20 protein-coding genes and 2 pseudogenes are annotated in these 26,673 nt (G+C 57.6%); 12 read left to right on the plus strand and 10 right to left on the minus strand.

Annotated elements, in window-relative coordinates:
- Positions 1-322: 322 nt before the first annotated feature.
- A pseudogene (locus tag ACZZ0B_RS11440) lies at positions 323-421 on the plus strand (transcriptional regulator); the annotation flags it as partial.
- Positions 422-578: 157 nt separating this feature from the next.
- On the opposite strand, the pseudogene ACZZ0B_RS11445 reads toward ACZZ0B_RS11440, so the two are convergent.
- Both ACZZ0B_RS11445 and ACZZ0B_RS11450 read right to left on the minus strand, forming a co-directional pair.
- Positions 579-752, minus strand: a pseudogene (locus ACZZ0B_RS11445) (HAD family hydrolase); the annotation flags it as partial.
- Positions 753-804: 52 nt separating this feature from the next.
- Complete coding sequence (locus ACZZ0B_RS11450) at positions 805-1,125, minus strand: hypothetical protein (protein WP_463545213.1); 321 nt, start codon at positions 1,123-1,125, stop codon at positions 805-807.
- 229 nt (positions 1,126-1,354) lie between these two features.
- Here ACZZ0B_RS11450 and ACZZ0B_RS11455 point away from each other — a divergent pair, with 229 nt between their 5' ends.
- Positions 1,355-1,591: a hypothetical protein gene (locus tag ACZZ0B_RS11455; protein ID WP_007917634.1), complete on the plus strand. Its 237-nt coding sequence runs from the start codon at positions 1,355-1,357 to the stop codon at positions 1,589-1,591.
- A 260-nt stretch (positions 1,592-1,851) separates the two neighbouring features.
- On the opposite strand, the gene ACZZ0B_RS11460 is transcribed toward ACZZ0B_RS11455, so the two are convergent.
- Complete coding sequence (locus ACZZ0B_RS11460) at positions 1,852-2,913, minus strand: SDR family oxidoreductase (RefSeq protein WP_463545214.1); 1,062 nt, start codon at positions 2,911-2,913, stop codon at positions 1,852-1,854.
- A 160-nt stretch (positions 2,914-3,073) separates the two neighbouring features.
- Here ACZZ0B_RS11460 and ACZZ0B_RS11465 point away from each other — a divergent pair, with 160 nt between their 5' ends.
- Positions 3,074-3,997 carry a LysR family transcriptional regulator gene (locus ACZZ0B_RS11465; RefSeq protein WP_463545215.1) on the plus strand — a complete coding sequence of 308 codons (924 nt, stop codon included), beginning with the start codon at positions 3,074-3,076 and terminating at the stop codon, positions 3,995-3,997.
- Here ACZZ0B_RS11465 and ACZZ0B_RS11470 read toward each other — a convergent pair.
- Positions 3,994-5,133, minus strand: coding sequence for a porin (locus ACZZ0B_RS11470; RefSeq protein WP_463545216.1), 1,140 nt, complete (start codon positions 5,131-5,133; stop codon positions 3,994-3,996). The genes ACZZ0B_RS11465 and ACZZ0B_RS11470 overlap by 4 nt on opposite strands.
- A gap of 388 nt (positions 5,134-5,521) precedes the next feature.
- On the opposite strand from ACZZ0B_RS11470, the gene ACZZ0B_RS11475 reads away from it, so the two are divergent.
- Positions 5,522-6,841, plus strand: a complete 1,320-nt coding sequence (locus ACZZ0B_RS11475; protein WP_463545217.1) for an MFS transporter — start codon at positions 5,522-5,524, stop codon at positions 6,839-6,841.
- 3 nt (positions 6,842-6,844) lie between these two features.
- Positions 6,845-8,023, plus strand: a complete 1,179-nt coding sequence (locus ACZZ0B_RS11480) for a M20 aminoacylase family protein (protein WP_008077445.1) — start codon at positions 6,845-6,847, stop codon at positions 8,021-8,023.
- 122 nt (positions 8,024-8,145) lie between these two features.
- On the opposite strand, the gene ACZZ0B_RS11485 is transcribed toward ACZZ0B_RS11480, so the two are convergent.
- The 3 genes from ACZZ0B_RS11485 to ACZZ0B_RS11495 all read right to left on the minus strand — a co-directional run bounded on the left by ACZZ0B_RS11485 (position 8,146) and on the right by ACZZ0B_RS11495 (position 10,640).
- Entirely contained in the window at positions 8,146-8,787 is a 642-nt protein-coding gene (locus ACZZ0B_RS11485; RefSeq protein ID WP_158831392.1) for a 3-oxoacid CoA-transferase subunit B, read from the minus strand.
- 8 nt (positions 8,788-8,795) lie between these two features.
- Positions 8,796-9,488: a 3-oxoacid CoA-transferase subunit A gene (locus tag ACZZ0B_RS11490; protein ID WP_463545218.1), complete on the minus strand. Its 693-nt coding sequence runs from the start codon at positions 9,486-9,488 to the stop codon at positions 8,796-8,798.
- 270 nt (positions 9,489-9,758) lie between these two features.
- Positions 9,759-10,640, minus strand: coding sequence for a LysR substrate-binding domain-containing protein (locus tag ACZZ0B_RS11495; protein ID WP_158831388.1), 882 nt, complete (start codon positions 10,638-10,640; stop codon positions 9,759-9,761).
- Positions 10,641-10,781: 141 nt separating this feature from the next.
- Here ACZZ0B_RS11495 and ACZZ0B_RS11500 point away from each other — a divergent pair, with 141 nt between their 5' ends.
- The 4 genes from ACZZ0B_RS11500 (at position 10,782) to ACZZ0B_RS11515 (ending at position 14,528) form a co-directional block, all read left to right on the plus strand.
- Positions 10,782-11,546 carry an SDR family oxidoreductase gene (locus tag ACZZ0B_RS11500; protein ID WP_463545219.1) on the plus strand — a complete coding sequence of 255 codons (765 nt, stop codon included), beginning with the start codon at positions 10,782-10,784 and terminating at the stop codon, positions 11,544-11,546.
- 20 nt (positions 11,547-11,566) lie between these two features.
- Positions 11,567-12,382, plus strand: coding sequence for a shikimate dehydrogenase (gene aroE / locus ACZZ0B_RS11505; protein WP_463545220.1), 816 nt, complete (start codon positions 11,567-11,569; stop codon positions 12,380-12,382).
- A gap of 56 nt (positions 12,383-12,438) precedes the next feature.
- Entirely contained in the window at positions 12,439-13,908 is a 1,470-nt protein-coding gene (locus tag ACZZ0B_RS11510) for an MFS transporter (RefSeq protein WP_463545221.1), read from the plus strand.
- A 104-nt stretch (positions 13,909-14,012) separates the two neighbouring features.
- Positions 14,013-14,528, plus strand: a complete 516-nt coding sequence (locus ACZZ0B_RS11515; RefSeq protein ID WP_463545222.1) for a cupin domain-containing protein — start codon at positions 14,013-14,015, stop codon at positions 14,526-14,528.
- Between the two features lie 348 nt (positions 14,529-14,876).
- Here the strand turns inward: ACZZ0B_RS11515 and ACZZ0B_RS11520 are convergent, their stop codons facing one another.
- On the minus strand, positions 14,877-15,941 hold the full coding sequence (locus ACZZ0B_RS11520; protein ID WP_463545223.1) for a restriction endonuclease: 1,065 nt from the start codon (positions 15,939-15,941) through the stop codon (positions 14,877-14,879).
- A 189-nt stretch (positions 15,942-16,130) separates the two neighbouring features.
- A complete protein-coding gene (locus ACZZ0B_RS11525; RefSeq protein WP_463545224.1) occupies positions 16,131-16,742 on the minus strand; it encodes a dTMP kinase in 612 nt (203 codons plus the stop codon).
- 221 nt (positions 16,743-16,963) lie between these two features.
- On the opposite strand from ACZZ0B_RS11525, the gene ACZZ0B_RS11530 reads away from it, so the two are divergent.
- The 3 genes from ACZZ0B_RS11530 to ACZZ0B_RS11540 all read left to right on the plus strand — a co-directional run bounded on the left by ACZZ0B_RS11530 (position 16,964) and on the right by ACZZ0B_RS11540 (position 19,833).
- Positions 16,964-18,097: an aminotransferase class V-fold PLP-dependent enzyme gene (locus ACZZ0B_RS11530; RefSeq protein ID WP_463545225.1), complete on the plus strand. Its 1,134-nt coding sequence runs from the start codon at positions 16,964-16,966 to the stop codon at positions 18,095-18,097.
- 122 nt (positions 18,098-18,219) lie between these two features.
- Positions 18,220-18,744, plus strand: a complete 525-nt coding sequence (locus ACZZ0B_RS11535; protein ID WP_463545226.1) for a hypothetical protein — start codon at positions 18,220-18,222, stop codon at positions 18,742-18,744.
- Between the two features lie 186 nt (positions 18,745-18,930).
- Positions 18,931-19,833, plus strand: coding sequence for a bestrophin family protein (locus ACZZ0B_RS11540; protein WP_463545227.1), 903 nt, complete (start codon positions 18,931-18,933; stop codon positions 19,831-19,833).
- 11 nt (positions 19,834-19,844) lie between these two features.
- Here ACZZ0B_RS11540 and ACZZ0B_RS11545 read toward each other — a convergent pair whose 3' ends face one another.
- Positions 19,845-26,480, minus strand: a complete 6,636-nt coding sequence (locus tag ACZZ0B_RS11545; RefSeq protein ID WP_463545228.1) for a DUF3320 domain-containing protein — start codon at positions 26,478-26,480, stop codon at positions 19,845-19,847.
- Positions 26,481-26,673 lie beyond the last annotated feature (193 nt).

Below are 26,673 nucleotides of genomic sequence, written 5' to 3' on the forward strand. Positions count from 1 at the left end.
GCTGTACGTATATACAGTTAACGATTTGCTTCGCTTGCGGTCAATCTCATAGGTACGACAATTCGACGGGTGACACCCTGTGCGGACGCTACTCGATCTGCGAATCGATGGATCACTACCTCAAGGAGCTAGCGCCAGAGCAGCTGGTGATACTTTGGCCAGTCGAGAGGTTTATCCGGCTGAGGAGGCGGATACTCATCAATAAGAAAGGGAGCATCGGCCATGCACAGGGAATCAACTCGGGGCCTATTGTCGCTTGGAAACAGATATTAATATCGGCTGTCCGGGCGAGAGACCTCGGGCGCTACTCCTTGTAAGTGCGGGCCGTGTTGTTGAAACCAAGGGTGGTAATCACAAGACGTTGAAAGACTGGAAAGCTGAGCACGGCTCCGCGACTGTCGAGTCCTGGTTGGCCAAGTGATTTTGGTTTAAATACAAAAGGGCCTGACAAGGCCCTTTTTAGTTATCGTTTTTTAGTCAACTTGGGGGTGATTTCGTAGCTGTATTCAGGTTGTAAGCGCGGCGTCTTCTGCCAATACGTTGGCAGGGGGGCATTTGAATGAGTGTCTACAGAAGGCTCACGGACGGGAAGCCACCTCGTCCAGGTGCTGCAGCAGTGCCAGAGGATCCTCGTAGACTCGGAGTGCACCTGCACGTTCAAGCTCTCCTGTGTCATAACCACCTGAAAGCAGCCCTATACCGGTGGCCTTGCAGCGTCGTGCGGCAAGCATGTCCCAGATGGCGTCGCCGATGCATGAATGCCACTGCGGTTTCCATCGCCTTGCTTCCGCCTTGAGCCAAGGGTTAATCAGACGCATGAAGCAACCTGAACCATTCAGCATAAGGCGAGTTAGTGACCCGGAATCGATTGAAATCAGGACTGCCATCAACCCACCAAACAGGGCCCCGCTCACCAAGCGCTACTTTGGCCAGTTGTACTTTTTCCCGAGCGCGCTTCATCTGCGATTCGTCTTCCGCATCCTTTGCTTTCTTCACCTCCCGTCGAGCTGCCATGAGTGCATCGACGAGACGCTGGCGCACGTCCTCTTGCAATGATGGATTTGAACAGCGCCACAGCTGCCCTTTGACAACGAAGTAACGACCGTCAGGTGTTACTGGATGCATTCCTCACCTCCGATCTTCAAAGGCCGCTTCTCCAGATACTTCATGATGAAGTCCTCAGATTCGCTGGTGTTGCGATAGAGGATAGGGGCTTGCGCAACGTTCCATCGAGATGACTGAAAGGCTGAAATGGCAGGCTGGCGACGGTCGGTAAGCCAATAAATCGAACACTCGAAATACCAACCCTCTCAAAGGTACATGCCCCCACCATTGAGGGTACTGAGAGGTGTCTATGAATCACGATCCTAAGCTTCAAGGCGGTATGGGTGAGGACGACCCAATGCCCACGTCACCCGATCCATTGAGCCCGGGGCGCACTGAGGTTGACCCGATGAAGGAGGAGGGGATTGACGAACTGCCGGATAACGAGGGTGAGCGTCCGCTTGATGACGACGTCGGGCTAGACCCTGAGCGTGTGCGGGAGGAGACGGATAATGCGGTGATGGATACTCAGCAGGATCCACGCTGACGGGGTGGCAGCATGCTTGCTGATTGGCACGCGGAGGTCGCTGTATCAACGATGACTGGCACGTTCAAGCCATAGTGCGGAGCACATCACATAAAGACACTGATCTCTTTGTTCAGCACAAAAAAAGACCCGCGATGGGGGCACGGGTCGGGAAACACTTAAGGAGCTGTCACAACCGTACACCCGCCAATGTGAAATTATCGTGATGGGAGTAGCGCGGTTGGTTCGGTGGAAAAATCAGACAGCGTTGCTGGCAGAACCTAGGGTATCAAGCGCATCTCGCGTAGTTTGTCGAACACGTCGAAAAATGCCTGATCGCTTGCTTGATACGCAGTGAAGCCCATTGCACGGCTTTTCGACATATCCGTGACTACTTCGATGGGGCGGCCGAGATCTGCATCGGTGTGCCATGGGGACACCAGGCGACCAATATCGGATTCTTTCAAACCGTGTTCCGCAACCATTTGCGTCCATGCTGCCTGGTCGTTATCCATCTGCTTCTCGAGCGGCGAAAGTGAAGCGGGATAATCGGCAGCAGGCAAGTCGAAGTAGTCGGCAATTCGGCTCCACATCCATTTCCAGCGGAATACATCGCCATTCGTGACGTTGAATGCCTGATTGGCCGCAGCCGGCGTGGTGGCCGCCCACAGTTGTTGTTTCGCCAACTGCCGGGCGTCCGTCATATCGGTAAGGCTGTCCCACTGCACTTTTGATCCTGGAAAAACGAAAGGGCGATGGGTCTGTTTGCAAATCGAGGCATAGACGGCGAGGGTGGTTGCCATGTTCATCGCATTACCTACAGCAACCCCGGTGACGGTATGCGGGCGATGAACGCTCCAGGTGAAGCCGTCCTTTGCAGCAGCGGCGAAGAGTTCGTCTTCTTGGGCGTAGTAGAAATTCTCGACATCCAGTCGCCCCTGGTCTTCGCGAAACGGTGTCTGCGGAAGGCTGCCCTTACCATAAGCTTCGAATGGGCCGAGGTAGTGTTTCAGGCCAGTCACCAGTGCTACGTGCTTGACACTCTTGGCTGGACGAATGGCGTCGAGGACATTGCGAACCATGGCGGCATTGACACGAATGTTCTCGGCCTCCGTGGCTTGCCGTGACCATGTGGTAATGAACACATGAGTGGGTTTCAAATCTGCCAGCGCATGCTCCAGCGAAGCAGGATCCTGAAGGTCTGCCGCGATAGGTATCACGCCTTGCACTGGCGACGGGTGCCTCGAGAGCGCGGCGACCTGCCACTGGTTGTCGATGAGTAACTGGGTGATGGCGCTGCCGACGATGCCGCTGGCGCCCACGACCAAAGCTGTCTGGGTCATACGTTTCTCCTGAATTCAGGTTTGGGAGTCCACGTCAGCAACAGAGGTTCAACCTAAAGCGGATCCGCATCAGCCTGGCGAGCTGCGCTCAGCGACAGAGTGGTAACTGGCCGGCATCTTGCTTTATGGTTGGCGCCAAATAAAAAGCGAGTCGCACACCGTGAAATTCCATCAAATCAGAGCCTTGGTCGCGATCAACCAGTGCGGCAGCATCAATGAAGCCTCGCAGATGTTGCATGTCACCCAGCCTGCGCTGAGCCGTTCCATCAAGGATCTGGAGCGCGAATTGGGCCTGACCCTGCTGCAGCGTTCCTATAAAGGCATGTCGTTGACTGACGAAGGCCGGCGGATCATCCGGCATGCGCACATGGCGGTCGAGAGCATGCGGCGCCTGCAAATCGAGGCCGACAATATTCACGACATGGCCGTGGGGGAGGTGGCTGTCGGCGTCACTTCACTGACCGCCATGCTGCCGGGTTTTGAGAAATGCATCAGTGACTATCAGGCCAAGAACCCTCGCGTGCGGATCAAGCTGATCGAGCTGCGCCCCAGCCATATCGTCCAGCGTTTGCGCGACGGGACGCTGGACTTTGCCCTGACGTCTCAACAAAACACTCAACGTCTGAATCTCGATTGGGAAGCCCTGCACCGGATCAAGGGCACGGTGGTATGCAGTCCGAACAACCCGATGCGGCATTCGCCCTCGTTGCGGCAATTGCAGTACGCCAACTGGATCAGCCTGGACGAGGTAGACGACCGATCCTCACAGTTCTACCAAATGTTCGAGGTCAACGATATTCATCCGCCGCAGAAGGTCATCGAGTGCGCCTCGTTGTTTCTGGCCTTGCGCCTGGTCGAGAATGCCGATGCGTTCATGACCCTGAGCAATCTGGCGCTGGGCAGTGCACTGCCGCCGGGACGGGTACCGGAACTGGTCCTCGTCGAAGTCGAGGAGGTCATCCCGGAGTACCCGATTTATCTGGTATGCGTTGACCGCCATTCGCTGACGTCGCCGGCGAGAGATCTGTTCAGCGGTCTCAAATCCAAATTGGCCGCTGAGTCTTCGGCAGAGCCGACTTACTAGAAGTGATAGTACATGCCGACGGCCAGGTTGCTGGGGTCGTCGCCGCTTTGCTCGAGGGGGATTCCCGCATAGCTGATGGCGGATTCGGGGCGGTTATCGATCAGGGCGAGCCGACCGTAGATGGCCCAGTTCTTTTTCAGGAAATGGTCGTAGCCGACCATGATCCCGGTGGCGTCCTTGTCGCCGAATTCGATGTCGCGCTTGACCAGTGCCATGCGCGCCACATCGGCTTTGCCGACGGGCGCGGAAAGGCCCAACGTCCATGCGCTCATGCTCGGTGTGGCGTGGTAGTCGACGTCCTGGCGCTGCCAGGTGACATTGGCAGACAGCGGCCCGAAGTCATAAAACGCCGAAGCACTTTTGAAGTAGTTGTGGGTCTGCCGCTGACGGTCGCCGTCGTCCCATGGATCGCTCAAGTAATCATTGAATGAGCCCAGCAAAATCCACCGCGCATTGCTGTACTGAACACTCATGCCTTTGCCGCGCACGGTTTTGCCGGAGCTGGCGGTATCGTTCAAGCCCAGGCTCACGGCGGTGGCCACGCTGAAACCGGCGAATTTTGGCGTGGTGTAGGCGAGGGTGTGCTTGGGGCGCATATCCAGATAATAGGCACCACGCCCGGCCGGCGGGCTGGTCAGGTAGGTATAGGGCGAACCGTAGGTGGCCAGGAACGGATCAGCAAACGTCGGCGTGCCCATGCCATAGGTTTTACCGAATTCCAGCTTGCCGTAGTCCCGAGAACGCAGCGCCGCTACGGCCAACCGTAGCGTGCCGACCTGCTTCCAGTGCTCGTCGAGCGCTTGGCCATTGAGGTTGAAACCTTCCTCGACGTCGAACTCCAGCACCGTGTCCGGGTTGAGGGCCTTGCGCATGTAAAGCCCGAGCTTATTGGTCCAGGCGCCACCGCCCGCAAGTTTGCTTCCGGAGTGATGGCCCGAGTCCTGGTAATTCACAAACGCATCGAGCGTGCCGTAGACATTGAGCTTGTCGGTGTAACCCTTATCGACGTTGTAATAGCCAAATCCCGGCGCTACTCGGGCAATGGCAGGGAATCCCTCAGCCTGGCTGTACGTCGGTAGCCCGAGCCCCAACAGCAAAGCGGTCAATGAACAATTGCGCGCGGCGGACATAACCATTTCAGACGCTCCGTAGACGTGATGGCTGATGGATCGCAGCCTCCACGAAAATAAAAACCGGCGGAAATGGTCAATTTTGCATGGCTATGCCTAATGGTTAATTTGCTGGCGAATGACCGGTGCATTGAGGGCAACAAGAGTGCGCAAAGATCACAAAAACAAGCCCGATTACCTCGATTCGGCGACTGCATGAGTCTGGAGAATGGAAGCCATTGGTGCGATACCCGCCTTCAAGCCCTCGCGCGGCACCGTTGTAGGGCGCATTCAAAGGACGTGACGCAAGCAAGTTAACCAGTGGTTAATTGCCTGCAAAAAGCGCAAGTGATTCGTCTTCGGAGTTCCCCGATAGTTGGTCTCGCATAACGCCAATAAGAAATCGGAGCGTGCCATGACGACCCTGCATTCGGACACTTCCCTGGCCGACGGAACGATGCGTTCCAATCCGGCCACATCCAACTCAAGAAAAGCCACGGTAGCGTGCGCCCTCGGCAATGCCCTAGAGATGTACGACTTCACGATCTACAGCTTTTTTGCCGTGATCATCGCCAAGAACTTTTTCCCCGCCCAGTCGCCGATCGCCTCATTGCTGATGTCGTTGACGGCGTTCGGAGTGGGCTTTCTGATGCGTCCGGTCGGAGCAATGGTGATTGGCCGTTTCGCCGACAGGAAAGGGCGCAAGGCCGCGCTAACGCTGACCATCGCACTGATGACTCTAGGTACAGCGCTGATCGCATTCGCCCCCACTTATCAGCAAGCCGGGGTATTGGGCACTGCTCTGCTGGTTATCGGCCGGCTGACTCAAGGTTTTTCCGCTGGCGGCGAAATCGGCACCGCCTCGGTGTTAATGATGGAATCGTCGGCGACCGGCAATCGTTGCAGCAACGTCAGTTGGCAGGCTGCGAGTCAGGGTTACGCGGCGCTGGTCGGGGCTGGCATCGGACTTCTTCTGAGCAGTGTCATGACCGCGCCCGACCTGGAAGCATGGGGTTGGCGTATTCCTTTTGTCATCGGTTTGCTGATTGGCCCTGTCGGCTGGTACATCCGCCGCTGCCTGCCGGAAACCCTTGAACAGACCACGATCAGCGCCGCCCCTTCAACCGTGCGCAAACCCGGCTGGCGCGAGGTCATTGATCTGCGCAACACCGCACTCGCCACCGGCCTGATGGCGAGCGCCACCATCGGCATGTATTTGTTCATTTTCTATATGCCGGCGTATCTGGTGAGCGCGCTGCATTATCCGCAGCGCAGCGCCTTGGCGATTGCCTGCGTTGCAGCCGCGTGCCTGGCGATCATCACTCCAATTGCAGGGCGTTACGCCGACCGCCACGGTCTGCGCAAAAAACTGTTGGTCTGGACGATGACCTTACCGGTTATCGCAGCATGGCCCGCACTTTGGCTGTTGTCGCATACCACTGACTTGTACATCGCGATGCTGATCGTTGCACTGCTAGTCCTGCCAGGTTGCGTGGGCTCCGGGGCGTTTTTCGCGATGATCATGGAAGCCTTCGCCAAGCCCCACCGCGCGCTCGGCACCTCGGTGAGTTACAGCTTCGGCGTCACTTTGTTCGGCGGCTTCTCACCGTTGATCGCCACTTGGCTTACCTCGGCACTCAACACACCCACGGCCCCGGCGTTCTACCTGCTTGTCGGCGGCGTAATCAGCCTGTGCTGCCTGAAACTGTTCCCGGAAAACATTGGACGAGACTGACCCATGCGCAACCAACAAAATAAATCAGCGTTAAGCGAAACCGAACTGCAAAGCTTCATCGCCTTGCGCCGACAAATTCATGCTGCGCCTGAGTTGGGCGGCGAAACCCCGAACACCGCTGAACTGGTCGCCGCCAAACTGACGCAATGGGGCTATCAGGTGCATCGCGGTATCGGCGGGCATGGCTTGGTCGGTGTCCTGAAAAGAGGCGAGGGCCCACGCCGTATCGGTCTGCGCGCCGACATGGACGCGCTGCCCATGCAAGAAAAAAACACCTTTGCGCATGCCAGCCAGATTGCCGATCGCATGCACGCCTGCGGGCATGACGGGCACACCGCAATCCTGCTCGCGGCGGCTTATCGTCTGGCAACCCACGGCGAATTCAACGGCACCCTGAATCTGATTTTCCAACCGGACGAGGAGGGCTTGTGTGGGGCCAAGGCGATGATCGACGACGGCCTGTTTCAGCGTTTTCCCTGCGATGCGATTTTCGCGCTGCATAACATGCCCGGTTACCCGTTGGGCACCGCTGTGGTTCAGGCGGGGCCGACCATGGCGTCCTCGGAACGTGTGTCACTGCTTATCACCGGCCAAGGTGGACACGGCGCCATGCCAGAGAAATCGGTTGATCCATTGCCTGTTGTAGCCAGCCTGATCAATGCGATCCAGACCATCAAGTCGCGCAATCTCGGCCCAGAAGAGTACGCGGTCATCAGCATCGGAATGCTCCAGGCCGGGAGTGTCTACAACATCATTCCTGATGAGGCGCGCATGCTGATCAGCGTGCGTACCGATACTCCGCAGACTCAGCAAAAGATCAATCGGCGACTTGAGCAGATCATCCGCGGTCACGAGCAATCATTCGGCGTGAGCATTGACCTGGAGTTCACTCCGCTGGCCCCGGCACTGATCAACGACGCCACCGAAACACAAAGAGTGCGCGAAAGCCTTGAACCACTTTTTGAACCTGGCCACCTGCAAAGCCGAGGACCAAAGGTCATGGGTACCGAGGACTTCGCCTGGATGCTCGCAGAAGTGCCGGGGTGCTATTTCTTGCTGGGCAATGGTGAGGGCGAGTTTCACGGCTGCTCCGTGCACAACCCGCACTATGACTTCAATGATGAGCTGATCCGGTTGGGCGCCGATTGCTGGGTAAAACTGGTGGAAGACTTTCTCGCCTGAGCACTCTGATCAGCTTCGACCGCCAGCGCTGGCCCTGCGGTTTTGAAACTCAAGCGTCAGAATCCATCGCCGGACGTACGCAATGTCGTCCGGCGCAGGGGGGAGCGAACCGACGAACCCCGTCACTGGATCAGCGGCACACCACTGAGCGATTGCAGATCTTCAAAGCTGATATCAGCCAGAATCTCCCTGACCTTCAAGCCCTCAGCCGTCACGTCGAGGATGGCCAAGTCAGTATAAATCCGCGTCACACAGCCAATGCCGGTCAGCGGGTAGGTGCATTGCGGCACCAACTTGCTTTCGCCTGTCTTGGTCAGGTGATCCATCATGACGAACACTTGGCGTGCGCCAGTCGCGAGGTCCATGGCGCCGCCCACGGCCGGAATGGAACCTTCAGCACCGGTGTGCCAGTTGGCCAGGTCACCGTTGACCGAGACCTGAAAAGCACCCAGAACGGCGATATCGATGTGTCCACCACGCATCATTGAAAAGGAGTCGGCGTGATGAAAGTAGGCACCCCCGGCCAGCAGTGTTACGTGTTGTTTGCCGGCATTGATCAGATCATCGTCTTCCTCGCCCGGCGCCGGACTCGGGCCCATGCCCAACACACCGTTTTCGCTGTGCAGGAACACTTCCTTGTCACCCAGATAATTGGCCACCAGCGTCGGCACGCCAATGCCGAGGTTCACGTAGGAGCCTTCAAGAATATCGTCGGCCACACGCTGGGCCATTTCGCTACGCGAAAGTTTGTTCAAAACAGTCATGGCGGACCTCAGTTGGCGTTGGCTTTCGGAAGACGGGCGAGTGGCACGGCAACTACGCGCTGAACGAAGATCCCCGGTGTGACAATGTGCTCGGGATCCAGCTCGCCCAACTCGACGATCTGGTTGACCTGAGCGATAGCCGTTGTCGCCGCCATGGCCATGATCGGCCCAAAATTACGTGCAGCCTTGCGATAGGTGAGGTTGCCCCAGCGATCACCTTTTTCGGCCTTGATCAGTGCCACATCGGCGTGCAGCGGCATTTCCAGCACGTAGTTGCGGCCGTCGATCACCCGCGTCTCCTTGCCTTCAGCCAGTAGCGTTCCATAGCCTGTTGGCGAATAAAACGCACCGATGCCTGAACCGGCGGCGCGAATGCGTTCCGCCAGGTTGCCTTGCGGAACGACTTCAAGCTGTACCTTTCCGGCCAGGTAAAGTTCGTCGAATACATAGGAATCGGATTGGCGCGGAAACGAACAGATGACCTTGGCAACCCGCCCAGCCTTGAGCAAGGCGGCGAGACCGATTTCACCATTGCCGGCATTGTTGCTGATGATGGTCAGCTCGCGGGCGCCCGAGGCGATCACACCATCCACAAGTTCGGATGGCATGCCGGCGGTACCAAAACCACCGACCATGATGGTCGAGCCATCGGCTATCCCATCAAGTGCGGCAGCGATGGATTCAAACGTTTTATCGATCAAGGCGTACCCCATGTTTCATGTTGACTAGACAGCGAAATCTGGCTGCAAAAACCGCTTGAATCACGGTGACTGCACCGGTGTGCATAGCCTGCCAAACAATTTGCCAGTGAAGGAGGGGCGGCACTTGATGTCGTGCGATCAGCGAACGCTACCTTGAGTCATTCCCGTTCCGTGCGGTGACGAGTTGACGCTGATGATGCTGCCCTTAGCGTCTGAAACTCACTCACTGAAGGGATCAAACATCAGTTGCCGGAACATTGGATGTATTTCTTACACTGGATAGAGTTCGTCCAGCACTGTCATCAATGCTCGCTTCCGTGGGTTTTCCAGTCCGAGCCAGGCCACACCGATGCCCGCGCCGCTCATGGGCAGCGCCAGTGGCCGGGTCACCACGCCGACTGGCAGCGCTGAAGCGGCGCCACCTGGCAAAATACCGACGCCCAGCCCGGCAGCGACCAATGCCAATTGTGTAGTGAACTCACCCATTTCCCGGGCGATGGTCAACGTCACTTTGCGGCGATGAAAACCCGCCAGCATTTGGTCGTATAAACCGGGCGCGAATTTGCGCGCGAGCACCAATACCGCAGATCCGGCCAGATCTTGAGGTTTTATACGAGCCTGGCTGCAAAGTGCGTGGTCTTGCGGCAGCGCCACCACCAGCGACTCCTCGAAGAGCAAACGGGTGTGTACGCCAGGCACATTCAAGGGTAAGCGCACCAGACCGAAATCCAGGGCGTTGTCCAGCAAAGCCCGGGTCTGCGGCAGCGAGGGCATGTCCTTGAGTTCCAGCTCGATGCGCGGGTAGCGCTGCTCCAGCGTACGCACAAGCGTTGGCAACAAGTGCGCCAGCGTCGACGACACAAATGCCAGACGCAGCACCCCGGCTTCTCCGGCTGCCGCCTGTTGCAACACTTCACGGGCCCGAGCGGCCTGACGCAGGGTTGCCAAGGCTTCGGGGAGAAACAGCGCACCTTCCTCGGTCAACTCGACGCCGTGACGATCACGTTCGAACAGCAGCGCGCCAACATCGTCTTCCAGTGCGCGTATCTGCGCACTCAACGCCGGCTGGACGATGTGCAGACGCGCTGCCGCACGACCAAAGTGCAGTTCCTCAGCCAAGGCTGCAAAAGCCCGCAAATGCTTGAGTTCCATTGATCCTCCTGATCCGTACGGTGTTTCTGGTGATCACGATCGGTGATTACGGCATCACCATAAACGATTGGCACGCCGGGGCGGAAGCGGTCGAAAGTGGGGTCGTTGCCCTATGCATAAAACCAAGAAGGGGAGGCACAGATGATCGATAACTTTCGCCTGAATCAGCGTCGGGCGCTGATCACCGGCTCGGTGCGAGGTATTGGGCTTGCTCTGGCGCGCGGGTTGGCACAGGCGGGCGCTCAGGTGGTGATTAATGGTCGCGATGCCCAACGCGCACAAAGTGCCTGCGCGTTGTTACGGGATGAGGGGCTGGACGCGGAATATTCATTGTTCGACGTGACCGACCACCAGGCCGTTGCAACCGCGATCGATGCGCTGGAACACCGCTCAGGCCCGATCGACATTCTGATCAACAACGCCGGTTTGCAACATCGTCAGGCGCTTGAAGACGTGAGTGCGCAAGACTGGCATCGACTCATGAGCACCAATCTCGATGGCGTCTTCAACGTGTCCAAGGCCGTGGCCCGACACATGATTGCTCGCCGGCGCGGCAAGATCATTAACATCGGCTCGGTACAAAGCGAACTGGCTCGCGCCTCTATCGCGCCGTATGCCGCCAGCAAAGGGGCCGTGCGCATGCTCACTCGTGGCATGTGCGCCGACTGGGCCAGGCATGGCCTGCAGATCAATGCCCTGGCCCCTGGCTATTTCCGAACCGAACTGAACCAGGCGCTGGTCGATGACTCGGCTTTTTCCGACTGGCTGGTGCAACGAACGCCTGCCGGACGCTGGGGCAATGTCGAGGAACTGTGCGGTGCGGCGGTGTTTCTCGCTTCGTCAGCCTCCGACTTCGTCAACGGCCAGACCCTTTTTGTCGATGGTGGCTTGACCAGCGTCGTCTAACTCTCGTGAAGGACACCAACATGCCTCAATCCCTGCCAACCTTGTGTGGATCCATCATGGGGTCGCCGTTTTCGCTTTCGGCAAAAATCCACAACGCCGCTTACGCCGCATTGGGCCTGGACTACACCTTTGTCTGTTTCGGCGTCGAAGATCCGGTTGCGGCCGTGGCGGCCATTCGCGCGCTGGGCGTGCGCGGCATGAACGTTTCGATGCCGTACAAAACTGCAGTCATGCCTTGTCTGGACAAGATCGACGAATCGGCCCAAGTGATTGGTGCGGTCAACACCATCAACAACGTCGAGGGCGTGTTGACCGGTTACAACACCGACTACCTGGGAGCCGTGCGCGCCCTGCAAGAAGTCACCGATCTGAGTGGTAAGCGTATCGCTGTGATCGGTGCCGGCGGCGCAGCTCGCGCGGTGGTTTACGGTTGCCTGCAAGCAGCGGCGGAGGTCACGGTATTCAACCGCAGCATCGAACGTGGTGCCGCCCTGGCCGAGGATCTCGGCGCCCGGTGGGGCGGCAACGTCGGAGCATTTGCGGCGACGTCGTTCGACATCGTCATAAACGCCACCTCCGTAGGTTTCAAACAGCCTGAGAGCAACCCGCTGGACGGCGTTCTGGCCAGCCACCTGATTGTGATGGATGTGGCTTTCATGCCGGTGCAGACCGCGCTGCTGTTGCAAGCCAAAACGCTGGGTTGCCGCACCGTCTCCGGCACTCGCATGTTGGTGCATCAGGCTTGTCGGCAGATCGAGCTGTACACCGGCAAAGACGCGCCCATCGACATCATGGAGCAGGCCATGCTCGAGGAAATACAGCGCCTGAAATTGTAAGCAATCCCACTACCCGTGAATAACAAGATGCCAGAAAGGCACCTGGAGGTAACACGATGGCTCATGATCACTCACCATCCGACGTTGCTTTGATCCCCGACGCGCGCGAACAAAAGAAAGACCTGCATCGCGCCGCCTGGGCCTGCTCTTTGGGCAGCGCCCTTGAATACTACGACTTCGCACTTTATACCTTGGCCTCGGCGCTGATCTTCGGGCCGCTGTTCTTCCCCGAGCAGACCCGTGCCATGAGCCTGATCGCCAGTTTCGGCACCTACTTTCTGGGCTTTGCGGTACGCCCCTTGGGCGGCGTACTGTTCGGCATGCTGGGTGATCGGGTAGGGCGCAAGTTCGTGCTGACGTCCACGGTGCTGTTGATGGGTATTTCCAGCACCCTGATTGGCGCACTGCCTACCTTCCATCAGATCGGTTATCTGGCACCGGTATTGTTAGTCGTCCTGCGCCTTTTGCAGGGGCTGGGTGCCGGGGCGGAGCAGGCCGGTGCGGCAGTGATGATGACCGAATACGCGCCCGAGGGGCGGCGCGGTTTCTACGCGGCGTTGCCATTCCTCGGTATTCAGTTGGGCACCATCCTCGCGGCGCTGGTGTATTTCCTGGTGGTCAGCGGCAATGACAACGTCATTGAGAGCGGGCTTTGGCGCGTGCCGTTTTTCAGCAGTGTGGTCATCGTGGCATTGGCCTTGTACATGCGTATGTCGCTTCAGGAATCACCGACGTTCGTGCGTCTCAAGGCGCTCAAGCGTGTCTGCGACAACCCATTGAAAAGTGCGATGGAACACTCCAGACCGACGTTGTTGCTCGGTATCGGGCTGCGCCTTGGAGAGAACGGTGGGTCATCGATATACCAGGCTTTGGCGGTGAGCTACATCGTCGGCGTCGTGGGTTTGCAAGGGCCGGTGGGCGTCTTGACCCTGATCTGTGCAGCCTGCCTCGGCGCGATGACCGTGCCGATTGCCGGAAAACTCAGCGACCGGTTTGGTCGTGTCGTGGTCTACCGGGCTTTCGCAGTGCTACAACTGGCACTGGCATTTCCGGTGTGGTGGGTGCTGAGTCTTGGCGATGTAGTGGCGAGCATCATTGCGATCTCCATCGCGCTGGGCATCGGGACCTGGGGCATGTTCGGCACCCAGGCTGCGTTGATGCCTGAACTCTTTGGCTCGCGTCACCGTTATATGGGGGTATCGATCGCTCGGGAAGTGTCCGCGGTCATCGCCGGGGGCATTGCGCCGATGATCGGGGCTGGCATCATCGCTCTGGTAGTGGCGAGCCATGACGGCGATGCCAGCGCGGGGATCAATGCATGGCTGCCGATCGCTTGCTATCTGAGCCTGCTCACGTTGATCACTCTGTACACCACGTTCAAGACACCGGAAACACTCAACCGTGACCTGGACGAGGCCCGCGATGCCTGGGAAATGGCCCGTGCAGGAAAAGTGATGAGCGGGGACATTTCAGGCGTTCACGTGGGTTCGGTGATTACCGCCCGGCATAGCATCAGGGCGCGCTGAAGGTGCCTTTGGAGGAGGGCATCGACTAGAGTCAATACTTAGCTCTACTAAATGACCGTTTAGTAGAGCTAAAGTCAAACACTGCCAATTTTACGGATAAGGCCATGATTTCACACCAAAACCCTGCACAGGACGTCATCAAAGCGCTGGACCTGGAGCCTCACGTCGAAGGCGGCTATTTCCGCAGAACCTATCAGGCTGATCATAGAGAAATGCTCGAAACCACGGGTGGTCCTCGATACCTGATGACCTCGATTTACTATCTGCTGACCGAAGATTCGCCGGTGGGCCAGTTCCATTTCAACCAATCCGACATTCTGCATTATTTCCATTTGGGCGACGCCATTGAGTACAGCCTCATTCATGCTGACGGTTCACTGCAAACGCTGGTGATGGGTAGTGAAGTTTTGAGCGGTCAGCAATTGCAATTACACGTACCAGGCGGGATCTGGAAAGCTTCACGCTTGCTGAGCGGTTCGAACGGATTTGGATTGATCAGTGAAGCGGTTTCACCTGGATTTGATTTTGCGGACATGGAGATGGGTGATCGACGGAAACTGTCGGCGCGGTTTCCACAGCATCGAGTGCTGATAGAAATGCTGACGCGTGACGATGATTGAGAGGTGGAGATTTCAAGGATGGGCATCGGCGAGGTTAAAGGTGCTTGGAGGTGATGCTGGAGATTCAATTCCAGTGTGTGACTGGGCTAGATCTGTAATATCGTGTTACGTGTAATGTATATTATGTTAAATCATGTCCTATGGCTGACGGCATCTAGCTTTCAGTGTCCAATCCACTAAACCTCAGTCGGTTTTTGCACAAAACTCCGTCTAGTGGAAAATCAGCCCCTCGCGTTACCCCTCCAGTCCTATCAGAAAACTAGGCTTTGAGCGCAACACAAAGCCACCTGCGCCAGCCCACCAGGAAACACCGCGCGCCTATGCAAGCTCGACGCGCCCGAGACGAACTCAAGTCAACGCGTGCATTCGCAGCTTCTCAAGGGTTTCAACGAGGTCGTCATGGTGAAGAAGTGGCACATTCAGGCTGGTAGCGGCTGTTCGAGCGGCTTTCGTGAAGGACGCGTTAGAGACTACGGCGCCCACATCACAGCGGTAAAAGCCTTTCGCAGAGTAAGCCTCCTGGACGCTACCGTTACCAACAGGCTGGGAGTAATACTTGCACTGGATCGCCGCCTGAAAGGAGCCTTTGATAGCAATGATGTCTGCACCATGATCCCCGGTGGCCGGTGTCATCTTCGCCTGCCAGTCGGCCTCTTCCAGGATCCGCGCCACATGCATCTCATAGTCAGAGCCGGAGCTGTGCTCGTGAAGCTGAGTTTCTGTTGTTTGGTCATCGAGTGACGCGGTGGCCGGGACGATGTCATTCATCAATTCGAGCATGGCTTTAAGCGGAGGATGCACAGTGAGCCCATGCGCCTCCATCGCAGGAATAGCGACTGCCTTGATGAAGTACTTTGCGTGCTTTGGCCAATCGCCGTCTCGCAGGATCTCGTACTCGTCTTTGTAGGCACACTGGATTCGCTTCCTTGAAAGCGTGATCAGGTGCTCTTCGGTAAGCTCCTCAAGGAGCGCCAGCCCCTCTGTGATCTGAGCGTTTTGAAGCATTTCGCCCAGGGTTGAGTGCGCAGTGTCGTACCAGGCTTCATTGAAAGGCGTCCATGGCCAGTGCGGTTTTCTGCGACGCTGGTCTCTCGGGATCGCAGACCAGAGTCGGTTCATGCGCATCGATCTGCGCACCACATTGAAAACATAGGCACTGATGCTGAAAACGTAGTAGCCCACGACGGTACAGAGCGTGATGAAGAGAGCCGGATTCGTGTACTTGTCTGAAACGCCGCAGGCGCCGGCGATGATGGTCACGATGGCAAAAAAGATGCCGTGCACAAACGGCGTCCACCATTGAGCATCGGTCTTGCGGTAGAGCGCGATGAGCAAGATGGCTGCAAGAACGTACAGAGCTAAAAGAGTAGGTTCAAAAAGACCTAAATTGATTTGAAGAGAGCCGGTGCTCATCATCATCCTTGGCATAAATAAATATGGAATATTGCCAGGATTCTAGCAACTAACTGTTCATGCATCCAGTGTGGCTGAGCACTGGCTTCGCCTCACCCTCCCCCGATTCGATTCCTATGGCGACTCTGGCCCGAGCAGAATGAAATGATGGGCAATGGCCCGGATGGATGTCCTTTTGCACCTCGACAATCACCGAAGCACTCTATAAATCTCACTGACCACCTGCATCGTCGCCTCCTCGATTGTCCCTTCATTACGGCACAACACCCAGCCCTGATCCGCAACCGCCTGCTCGAACATCTCGGTACACGCAACATGCTCGGCGTGCTTCTGAATCACCGTGCCGCCCAGCCCGCGCGATCGTGCTGTTGCCCTCGCCCATGAAATATCCGGTGCAGTGACGACCCCGACATGCAGATCCGGCACTCGCACGTCTCGCTCCATGTTCAATTGAAGAATTTCTGCAAACGGCACGGTGTGGCGAAAGGCGGCATCCGACGGATACCAACGATCAATCAGGATGATGCTGTTCGGCGGTTGTTCAGGCAGCACGTGTCGGGAGATCCAGCTTCGGCTATCGGCAAAACGCTGACACACAGCCCACTCGAGTTCCGCGGAAGGATTTCTGGCGAGTTGGTTAACGAGGGCCATGGTTTCAGCCCTGAAGGGATCGCTTTTTCTCTCGCAAAGCCGAATGACTTTCTGCTTGTCCGCTCTCAGTGCTGCGGTAACGGCCTCCAACAGTGTGGTTTTGCCGGTGCCTTTGGGGCCATCCAGAGAAATAAACAGCAAGGGATTCATTCTTCACACAACGATCAAGACTATGGCGAGCACTCTAACCGCATTTGCGCAATTGCATCAGCTCATCCCTGCCCTTTGCCTACACTTGCGTCCCAATGATGCTCACCCGAGCTTTTCAATGCCGCTTGACCGAAGCCGCCATTCAATCCGGCCAACTTGTCATTTGTCATGGCTTGAGGCAGGGTCGAACCCACTGACATCTCTGCCAAAGGAGTTACGCCATGTCAAAGCTCTATCCCAGTATCGATCCCGAGGGGTTGGTCGAGTACTCCGTGGTCTACACCGACCGCTCGCTGAACCACATGTCGCAGTCCTTTCAAGCGGTGATGAAGAACATCTCCAAGACCCTGAAGCAGGTCTACAACGCCGAGGCGGTTGCGGTGGTGCCGGGCAGCGGCACCTTCGGCATGGAAGCGGTGGCGCGCCAGTTTGCTACCGGCCAGCAATGCCTGGTGATACGCAACGGCTGGTTCAGTTATCGCTGGAGCCAGATCCTCGAGATGGGCAATATCCCGGCGGCCACCACGGTGCTGAAAGCCCGGCCGGTGGAAAGCGGTCATCAGGCCGCGTACGCCCCGCCGCCGCTGGACGAAGTGCTGGCAGCGATCGCGACGCAAAAGCCGAAGATCGTCTTCGCCCCTCACGTTGAAACCTCATCCGGGATCATCCTGCCCGACGACTACCTGCGGTCCGTCGGCGACGCCGTGCATGCGGTGGGCGGTCTGTTCGTGCTGGACTGCATCGCCTCGGGCACGCTTTGGGTTGATATGCACAAATGCGCCGTTGACCTGCTGATCAGCGCTCCGCAAAAAGGCTGGAGCGCATCGCCATGCTGCGCGCTGGTGATGTTCAGTGCTTTAGCGCTGGAGCGTATCGAGCACACCCAAAGCAGCAGCTTTGCCTGTGACCTGAAAAAGTGGCTGCAGATCATGCAGGCCTATGAACAAGGCGGACATGCCTACCATGCGACGATGCCGAGCGATTCCCTTGCACGCTTCAACGAGGTGATGAAAGAGACGCAAGCCTACGGTTTCGACAAGATTCGCGACGAGCAACAGGCGCTGGGCGATCGGGTGCGCACCCTGTTGACCGGCAAAGGCTTCAAAAGCGTCGCCGCGGCAGGCTTTCAGGCGCCGGGCGTCGTGGTGAGCTACACCGACGATGCCGATATCAAAAACGGCAAGAAATTTGCCAGCCATGGCCTGCAGATCGCCGCCGGCGTGCCGCTGCAATGCGACGAGCCGGCCGACTTCCAGACCTTCCGTATCGGGCTGTTCGGGCTGGAAAAACTGCACAATATCGAACGCACTGTGAGTACGCTAGAGCAGGCGCTGGATGAGGTGATGGTTGACTAGTAGCCTTTGATGGGCGCGCTGAAAAACGAAGCCCTGGTTTGGATTGCAATGCCAGTTCGGCACCGTATTATCGACAACGGTCATGTCGACCTTCGTTTTTCAACCGACCCAAAGGTAAGTCAATGCAAAAATCCGGATTCCCGAACAAGCTGTTCTGGATGGCATTTATTGTTGCGATCGGTGCTTCTGCACTGGCGCTCACTAGCCGATTCCGACTGGACTCGACTGTTAACGTGGCTTTCAAAACCCTTAGCTTCAATGAGCCGAGCCTTATTGAACACTTTTTGGGTTCAATGGCCGCATCGGGGATCGCGTTGCTGGCTATCTTGCTGGTTTCGCGCTACACGGCTAAAGCACCCTTTCGTAAAACACGCTTTCGAACGGGTTGGTTTGTCTTGCTACGCCGCAGAATGCTGACCGCGTTCTCTAAAGTGTTCGTCGCGCAGTGGGTGGTCGCAATAACTTTTATCTATGTGGCGGGATCTTGGGGCTGGGAATATAGCCAGATGCAACAACGTGGTTTTTTCCAGGCTGGACAGTTTTCGATGGATGCCTTGGGAGGCCTGGTGTTTTGCACTTTTGTGTGGTTTAGCCTGCAGGCCGAATACAAACAGGCTCGCGAAAAACGACGTTTGAGTTTCGCTTGATCGTCATACCTTAGCTCTTTCCATCAGCGGCTTTTTCCTATCAAAAGCCGCTGTTTATTGCGTCCCGACTAAACTCGCTCACCCAACCAATTTGCGACCTGCCTGAAATCAGCCACCGAACCTTTCACCCCAAACCACCGTCCGAGCTAAGGCATCAATGCTTCCCGCTCGCCACGAGGTTTCCGTTTGAAAGCTGCCATCGTCAAAAAATACCGTTTGATCATCAAGACCCTGGGTTATGTCGGCTGGGCCTTGTTCTGGCTGTTGCTCTGGGATATTGCGGTCACCGTGGACTTCATGCTTTTCCTCAACGCCAAGCTGAATTTGCCGCTGATGCCTCTGACTTTGTTGGGTTCGGCGTTGATCGTGCTGATCAGTTTCCGTAACAGCAGCGCGTACAACCGCTGGTGGGAAGCGCGGACGCTGTGGGGTTCGATGATCAACCATTCGCGCAGCTTCGCCCGGCAGGTGCTGACGTTACTGGATGACCCTGGCAGTGAGGTTAATCCGGTCAAGTCGACCCTGCTGCGCCGCCACGTCGCCTATGTCAATTGCCTCGCCGCGCATCTGCAAGGCCAGCCTTGCCCTGAAGAGGTCCGGGCGTTCATTCCCGCTGACGAATTCGCCCGCAGTGGCACCACCAATAACTTTGCCAACGACATCCTCACCGGCTCGGCCGCGCTGCTTGCCCGGGAATACAACGCCGGGCGTCTGGACAGCATTCGTCTGGCGCGGCTGGAATCGACACTGGTGGATTTGTCCAACAGCCAGGGCGGCATGGAGCGCATTGCTAATACGCCGCTGCCCTACCCTTATGTGTATTTCCCGCGCCTGTTTATTTCGCTGTTCTGCCTGATCGTACCGGTGGGGCTGGTGGAGTCTCTTGGCTGGTTCACACCGCTGGCCTCCACCGTGGTCGGTTTCATGCTGCTGGCCATCGAGCGCATCGGCACCGATCTGCAAAGCCCGTTTCGCCACAGCGAGCATCAGATTCAGATGGAAGCGCTGTGCGAAACCATCGAGAAAAACCTGCAGTCGATGCAGCGTGATTCGTTGGGGGACGTGCGCAGGATTGAAGAGAATGTCTAACCTTCCTCCCACTAGCTCTCCCCGTTCACGTGGCGCACCGCCGTCTCGATACGCTGCCGCCCCGCTTGGGCCAGTTTCTGAATGCCCATCTCTTTGGCCACTGCATAAATAAGCGCTTCGGACTGGTGACCTGCCTCGATCAGCTCTGTGACAAGCGCGCACAGTTCAGGCAGGCAGACCTCCATGACGCTTCTCGCCTCATCGGCCCCGGCGCGTCTGAAAGCCACGTCTGAATCGGCTTCCAGATGACTTGGCCAGTAGAAAACACCCAGCGAATCTTCCTCATGCGTCCTGAACCGAGCCTTCGCCAGTTGATCGACGCGATCGCGGATACGTGCGCCAGTCCTTACCCAGCCATGCGTGCGGGCGATGCGCCGAGCGAGGACCGTATCCAGGACCGGTCCTTCTTCATTGACGATGTACTCGATCATTTGCTCAAGGATGGGGGTATACCCCGCCTCAAAAAACTGCTCTGGATCGACCGTTTCGACGGCTTCTTTGGGGTCGACTTCTCGAAAAAGAAAGTAATCAACCGGGATGTTTCTGATCTCAGCAGCCTCGCTCGAACGCGGGACGGCGGCCCGGGCATATTGCTGCGGCGCAGCGGCTACATCCGGTACACCCCATTGGAAATCATCTTCGGCAGGGGCTTGGCCCACCTCATCCACGACCTCAAGCACCTGCGCCACGGCAGCATCCACTTCGAGACGCTCAGCCTCATGCGCTGCATCAATTGCAGCTTGCTTGGCACGTGACTGCGTCAGTAGCTCGGTCAGCTGCTGATGAACCTTTTCTGCGGTACCGAGGGCGTCGACCCACCAGTCAGTCGACCAGATGCGCACAATTTCCCAGCCGAGGCCGCGCAACACGTATTCGCGGAGTTTGTCGCGATCCCGCGCGGTGGCGCTGCGATGGTAGGTTGCACCATCGCATTCGATACCGGCCAGGAAGCGCCCCGGCAAATCCGGATGGATGACACCCAGGTCAATACGGAACGACGACACGCCGATTTGCGTATGAACTTGCCAGCCTTTCTTGACCAAGGCTGCCGCCACGGCTTCCTCAAAGGGGCTATCAAAACCACCGATGCTGCCGAAGTTGGCTTCAACCAGTGCTTGCGGGCCTCGCTCGGCAAACTCGAGGAAGTGTTTGAGGTCACGTACGCCGATCGCCTGTGTCCGCGCCAGGTCCATGTGTTCGGGGCGCAGCGTCGCAAACACCCGAAGCTCCTGACGTGCGCGGGTGACGGCGACGTTCAGCCGCCGTTCTCCCCCTTGGCGGTTTAACGGGCCGAAGTTCATCGACATCACGCCGGCAGCATCTTTGGCGTAGGTGATCGAGAAATAAATGATGTCTCGCTCGTCGCCCTGAACGCTCTCGAGGTTTTTAACGAACACCGGCTCCAGCTCTGACTCGGCGAAGTAAGGCTCTAAAGACGGATCCTTACGGCAGGCATCATCCAGCAAGTCTTCGATGAGTTTCTGCTGTTCGCCGTTGAAGGTCACGACGCCGACGGTATGGCCTGACTCGCGGAAGTCCGCTGATTTCAACCGGGCAACGAGGTCGGCCACCAGCGCGCGCGCCTCAATCGGGTTGGTTCTCGACCCACCCTTCTCGTACACACCGGCGACCGGGCAGAGTTTCACGGCGCGGTCAGTGGTGAACGGCGAGGGGAACGTCACCAGCTTGGACTGGTAATAGCGCTCGTTGGAGAAGGCAATCAGGCTTTCGTGGCGACTGCGGTAGTGCCAGTTAAGGTTGCGCGTTGGCAGGTTCGCGCTGATGCATTCATCGAGGATGCTTTCCAGATCCGACTCGACATCTTCGTCCTCTGCCGTCGACTCGGCGCGATCAAAGAACGAGGTCGGTGGAAGCTGTTTCGGGTCGCCGACCATGACCACTTGGCGGCCGCGAGCCATAGCACCGATCGCATCCCAGACTGGAATCTGCGAGGCCTCGTCAAAAATCACCAGGTCAAAAGGAGCCGAGGCCGGCGGTAGATACTGGGCGATGGAAAGCGGGCTCATCAGCAGACATGGGGTCAGTTTGGTCAGTGCTTCCGGTGCACGGCTCATGAGCTCGCGCAATGGGATGTGCTTGGTCTTTTTACCCATTTCATGCCGAAGCAAACCCCACTCGGAGGAGCGACTGACACTGTCCTGACTGGGCAAATCCGCACAGAGCCGCGCACGCAGCCAGTCACGGGTCAAGGCAATGAACTTGTCGTCCAGTGTGCGGAAGTCGCGGATGCGCTGCTCGTGCTCGGCGCTGACAAATGAGCGTATGACCTCCTCGTTATCCACGGTCGCGTTAAGCCACCAGCGTGCGTAGTTCACTTCCAGCACACGACGGACTTTGCCAGGGGCTATCGCGCCGTTCTCAAGGGCACTGACTATCGACGCCAGCCCCTTCGCCAACGCCTCGTCTTTGACCTTGCGCCAGGCACACCAGGCTCTAAGGCGAGCCTCCGATGAGATGACCGACTCGCAATTGAATATGAGCCGCTCGATCGACAGCTCTGCGACCTCGCCGATACCCGATTCAGTGAAGTGGCCAATGCTGGTCAGCTCGGCAGCGCTGCGGCCAAGCAGGGCAAGTTTCTCGCGCAGGCTGACACCCGCCAGATTGATCGCCCCTTCTGCTTCCAGCAGTGCGTTTCCATCACCCAGAAGACTGTGCAGCGGTGCTTTGTACGCCACGATTTGCTCGGGGCTGAGTGCGAGTTTGGCGATAGCCGTTGCGAGCTGTCGCTGGAACTCCACCGCTTGGCGAGCGTGTTCAATGTTGCTCTTGAGGTCTTGCCAGAGTGGCACCGTTTCTTTCAGGTCCGCCCGTTCTACGAGGTTTCGCTCAAGCGCGGCCCTTTCCTTAAGCAGAAAGAAATCAGCCTTGAGGGTCAGGCCGCAACGGCCCTCCTCCACATCCGGATGGTCATCGGTCAAACGGCCTCGGTCTTCGATTTCACGTCGCTCAGCCTGGAAGCGCAGTGCTGCTGATAACCTGTCGGTGTTGGACCCCAGACCTTGCCACAGCGCTTCGGTCTGGTCCTTCAAAGACGACAGTTCAGCGATCTGTTGATCCAGATTGCGTAGCGAACGTAACCGCTCGAGTTCGGCCTTCAGAACTTCTCCCAAATGGCCTTGTTCGATCGATTGAAAGCCTTCGTCCAGCCACATCGTTTCGTCTTTCTGCAGTTGCACCGCTTGCTGCAGTGCGACGGCAAGCGTCAAGTGAGTGCTTTCAGATTTCGACCCCTTCCACACGGGATCACAGAGCTGCCCGACATCCAGAGCATCAATGCTGGCGCGCGTGGCACGTATTTCAACCCAGAGATTGAGATCCCTACCTACGTCAGCCTCTCCGGCAGTGGTCTGGGTTGCGCTGAGCAGTCCAGTGATACGTCGACGGCCAAGCCACGACTTGGGCCAGATCGCTTGCTCAGCTTCATTCCAGTCATGCAGGAGCTGGGTGACATCAATCGTCTCTATGGCGTCGCCATAACTCACGGAAAGTTTTTGAGTGAGTTCGTCGATATGACATAGCTGTGCGACGGCCTGCTGCAGTTTGTCGATGACGTCCGCCGACCACGGATTGCCCAGCTCGGAAAAAGTCTTGCGGCGCAGCAACAACAACTCGACACCACGTTTGACGTCGGTCGTTACCCTTGATGGCCAAAGCGCAGAAAGCCGGGTATTGATGGCTCGATGCTGTTCAATCCACGTACAGCCTTCAGACAATTGCTGGGCCAGTGAACGGGCATCCGCACGCAGCGCAAAACGCCAGTCATGGCCGGCGGCCGTCGACAGCACTTGCGACAGGAGCGTAAGCCCTTCCAGCGCTGTCGGCGTGGATGAGGTCGCCGGCAACCCGGCCAGTTCAACGAATCGATCCACGCTGCGTTGTGCATCCTGCGCGCAGGGCAGGACATCACGTGCGGCCTGGACAAACTGCTGCTGCCAGTGAGGGGACCATTGCGCCTGACCCACTGACGAAAACACATGACCGGCCAATTGTCCGTAACCGACCGCCTGCGCGTTAACCTCAAGACGATCAGCCAGCTCACGTAGCTCAAGCATGTCTTTCTGATCATGGAACGCTGGCGATATCCAGGCCACTGGCGCCACCGGTTCGTCGATGCCAGAGGTGACAATCCCGATGGCATCGTAAACCGTGTACCCGTTGCCATGGCGACGATGCAGGCGCTCCACGTAGATGTTCAGGCTGTCGCGCAAGGTCGCGAGGCGCTGTGCTTCCAGTTCCCAGGCCGCTGCATCGATCTGCCCTGTGGCTTCCCACGCCGATTGCAGTTGCGCCAATACCTCGGTCTTGCGCGCTTTGCTCGAATGCAATTCAAGACAGAACTCGCCCAGCCCGATTTCCCTCAGGCGTCGGTAAACCACATCCAGTGCGGCGATTTTTTCGGAGACAAACAGCACGCGACTACCCTGTGCAATCGACTGGGCAATCATGTTGGCGATGGTCTGGCTCTTGCCTGTCCCCGGAGGGCCGATCAACACAAAATCTTTGCCTTTCGCGGCGGCGAGGACGGCGCACAGCTGTGAGGAGTCAGAAGGCAGCGGACAGAACACCTCCGTGGGGCCAAAGTCGCGGTCCAGCGACGCGGCCTCCGGGAACGGTGTTTGCGACACAAAAGAATCTCGAGGCGTGTCCAGCAAGTGCTGGACCACCGGGCTTTGTCGCAAATGCTCAGCGTTCTGCGCCAGATCCTGCCACATCAGGTATTTGGCGAAAGAGAACATCGACAGGACGACATCCTCGCTCAGCTCCCAGCCCGGGACGTCTTTGATCGCCTGGCCGACTTTGTTCCAGATGGCGGCGATGTCCAGGCCGGACTCGTCTTGAGGCAGCTCGTGCTCCAGCGAGCCCAGCCCCAGCTCGAAGTCCTGGCGCAGCATTTCGATAAGTGTCGGGTTGAAACGCGGCTCGTCGTCGTGCAATACGATTGAAAATCCCGAGCGCGCACTTTTGCGCTCCAGGCTCACAGGCACCAGGACCAACGGTGCACGGTAGCGCTGGCCGCCACGATCTTCCCGGGTCCAACTGAGGAAACCAATCGCCAGGTACAACGTGTTCGACCCGCCTTCCTGCAAGGCGGTACGAGCGCTGCGATAGAGTTCGGTGAGGCGCGCATCCATTTCTGCGTTAGAAAGTGCGACGAACACTTCCTTGCGCTTGAGCGCGTCTTCGGCGTGACGACGCCTTACATCTTCACGCTCGCGCTGCTCATAAAGTGCTTTCTCTCGAGGATCGGCGCCATCCATGAGGTCGGGGCGGGTCAGCAAGCGCAGACGCTGGCCGCTGGAAAGCAGATCCTCCAATGCGCCAGGGTCAGGGGCCTCAAGTTTCAGCGCACGCTTGCCCGCCTTGAAGTTGAGCAGGTTGTTACGCAGAGACAGGTCGAGAAGTTTGCGCTGCCAGCGCCCCAAACGGTCGGCGGGATCCAGCCTGGAAATATCCTCGGCTTCGAAAGCGCCGGTTTCATCCGAGAGGTGTCCGGCCTCCTCCACCAGCAACGGTGGCGGTCCTTCTTCCTCTAAATCGATCGCAATCAGTCGCGCAGTTTGGCTCTCAGGACTCGCCAACGGTTTGATGCGTTGCAGTCGTGCGCGGCGGATGTCCAGCAACATCTCGAACCGGGCCTCTGCATCTTCAGCAATTTGTTGATTGCCTCGCTCTACCGCGTAGGAAAAGGACGGCACCGGATGTTGCGTCAGCAGCGTAGTCTCGAACAACGCGAGTTCTTTGAGCTTCACACGCTTGCGTACGGCAGTGATGTCATCCACCAGCGTGGTGGTGAACTCTTCCGGTTTTAGCCAGAGCCCGGCAAAGGCGTGGCCTTCAGTAAAAATCATTACGGGATTTAGCCCGGCCTGCTCAAGGGCGGCACAGAAAAACAAAGCAAGATCGAGGCAAGTAGCAAGCCCGGAGTCGGTGATCTGACTGGGACTGCGCACTTTCTGCCCGCACTGCTCAAAACTGGCAGGCGGCAATGCATAGTCCAGTTTCAATCGGGCGACTGCGCCCCAAATTGCCGAGGCCAGTTGCCAGGCTCGCTTGGCGCCACCTTCGTAACCATTGAGCCCCGATGGCTTATCGCTCATTCGCAGCAGTTCGGCAGCTTGCTTGAGCAGGCGCTCGACTGCGGCCTCATTAGGTTGGACAAACGCGGCCGTCATGTCGGGAATGTGCCGCAGACCGCCCCACTGATTGCGAGGCATCAGCTCAACCACCTGCTCCAGCCGGGCAATTTCCTTGGTTGCACCCGGGTTTTCCCGGTCATCTGCCTCCAGCGTGAAGGTGAAGGTGGACATCTCCGCTTCGGTCAGGCGGTTCAGCAATGGGCCGTCCAGCACCAGATCCAGGCCTGGAATCGCGCGGAAGGCTTCGGCGGCTATTTCGTCAAGACGCCAGACCTTTGGCTTGAGCACTTCTGGTGACGAGTTCAATGTCAGTGTCGCGTTGGTGAAACGCTCAGCTGTTTCGTTGGAAATGCGCAACTCGCGCAACACCGGGATCGCGTTTTGAAAATCCGCAAGGTTGAGCTTCGTCACCAACGTGGCAAGAATTTTCAGCTCTTTGGGGGCGGGGGCCTCGGGGGGCGTGACGAGCTGGACGACGTCGACCATGCGCAACCTTCCTTGTTGAAGGCTCAAGGGAGTGCAGGCGATAACCCGGTCAATTGGGGCTCCGCTTGAGCTAATGGCGAGATGATAGCCTTTAGCCAAACAATCTTTATATGCCTTTGGTCGGTCACCTGTCCTGATAGGCTCACTCCGCCACTGAGCAAATACCGATAGAGAATGGTTCCCTGGAGGGATT

It is taken from the genome of Pseudomonas sp. AC247 (assembly GCF_979258015.1).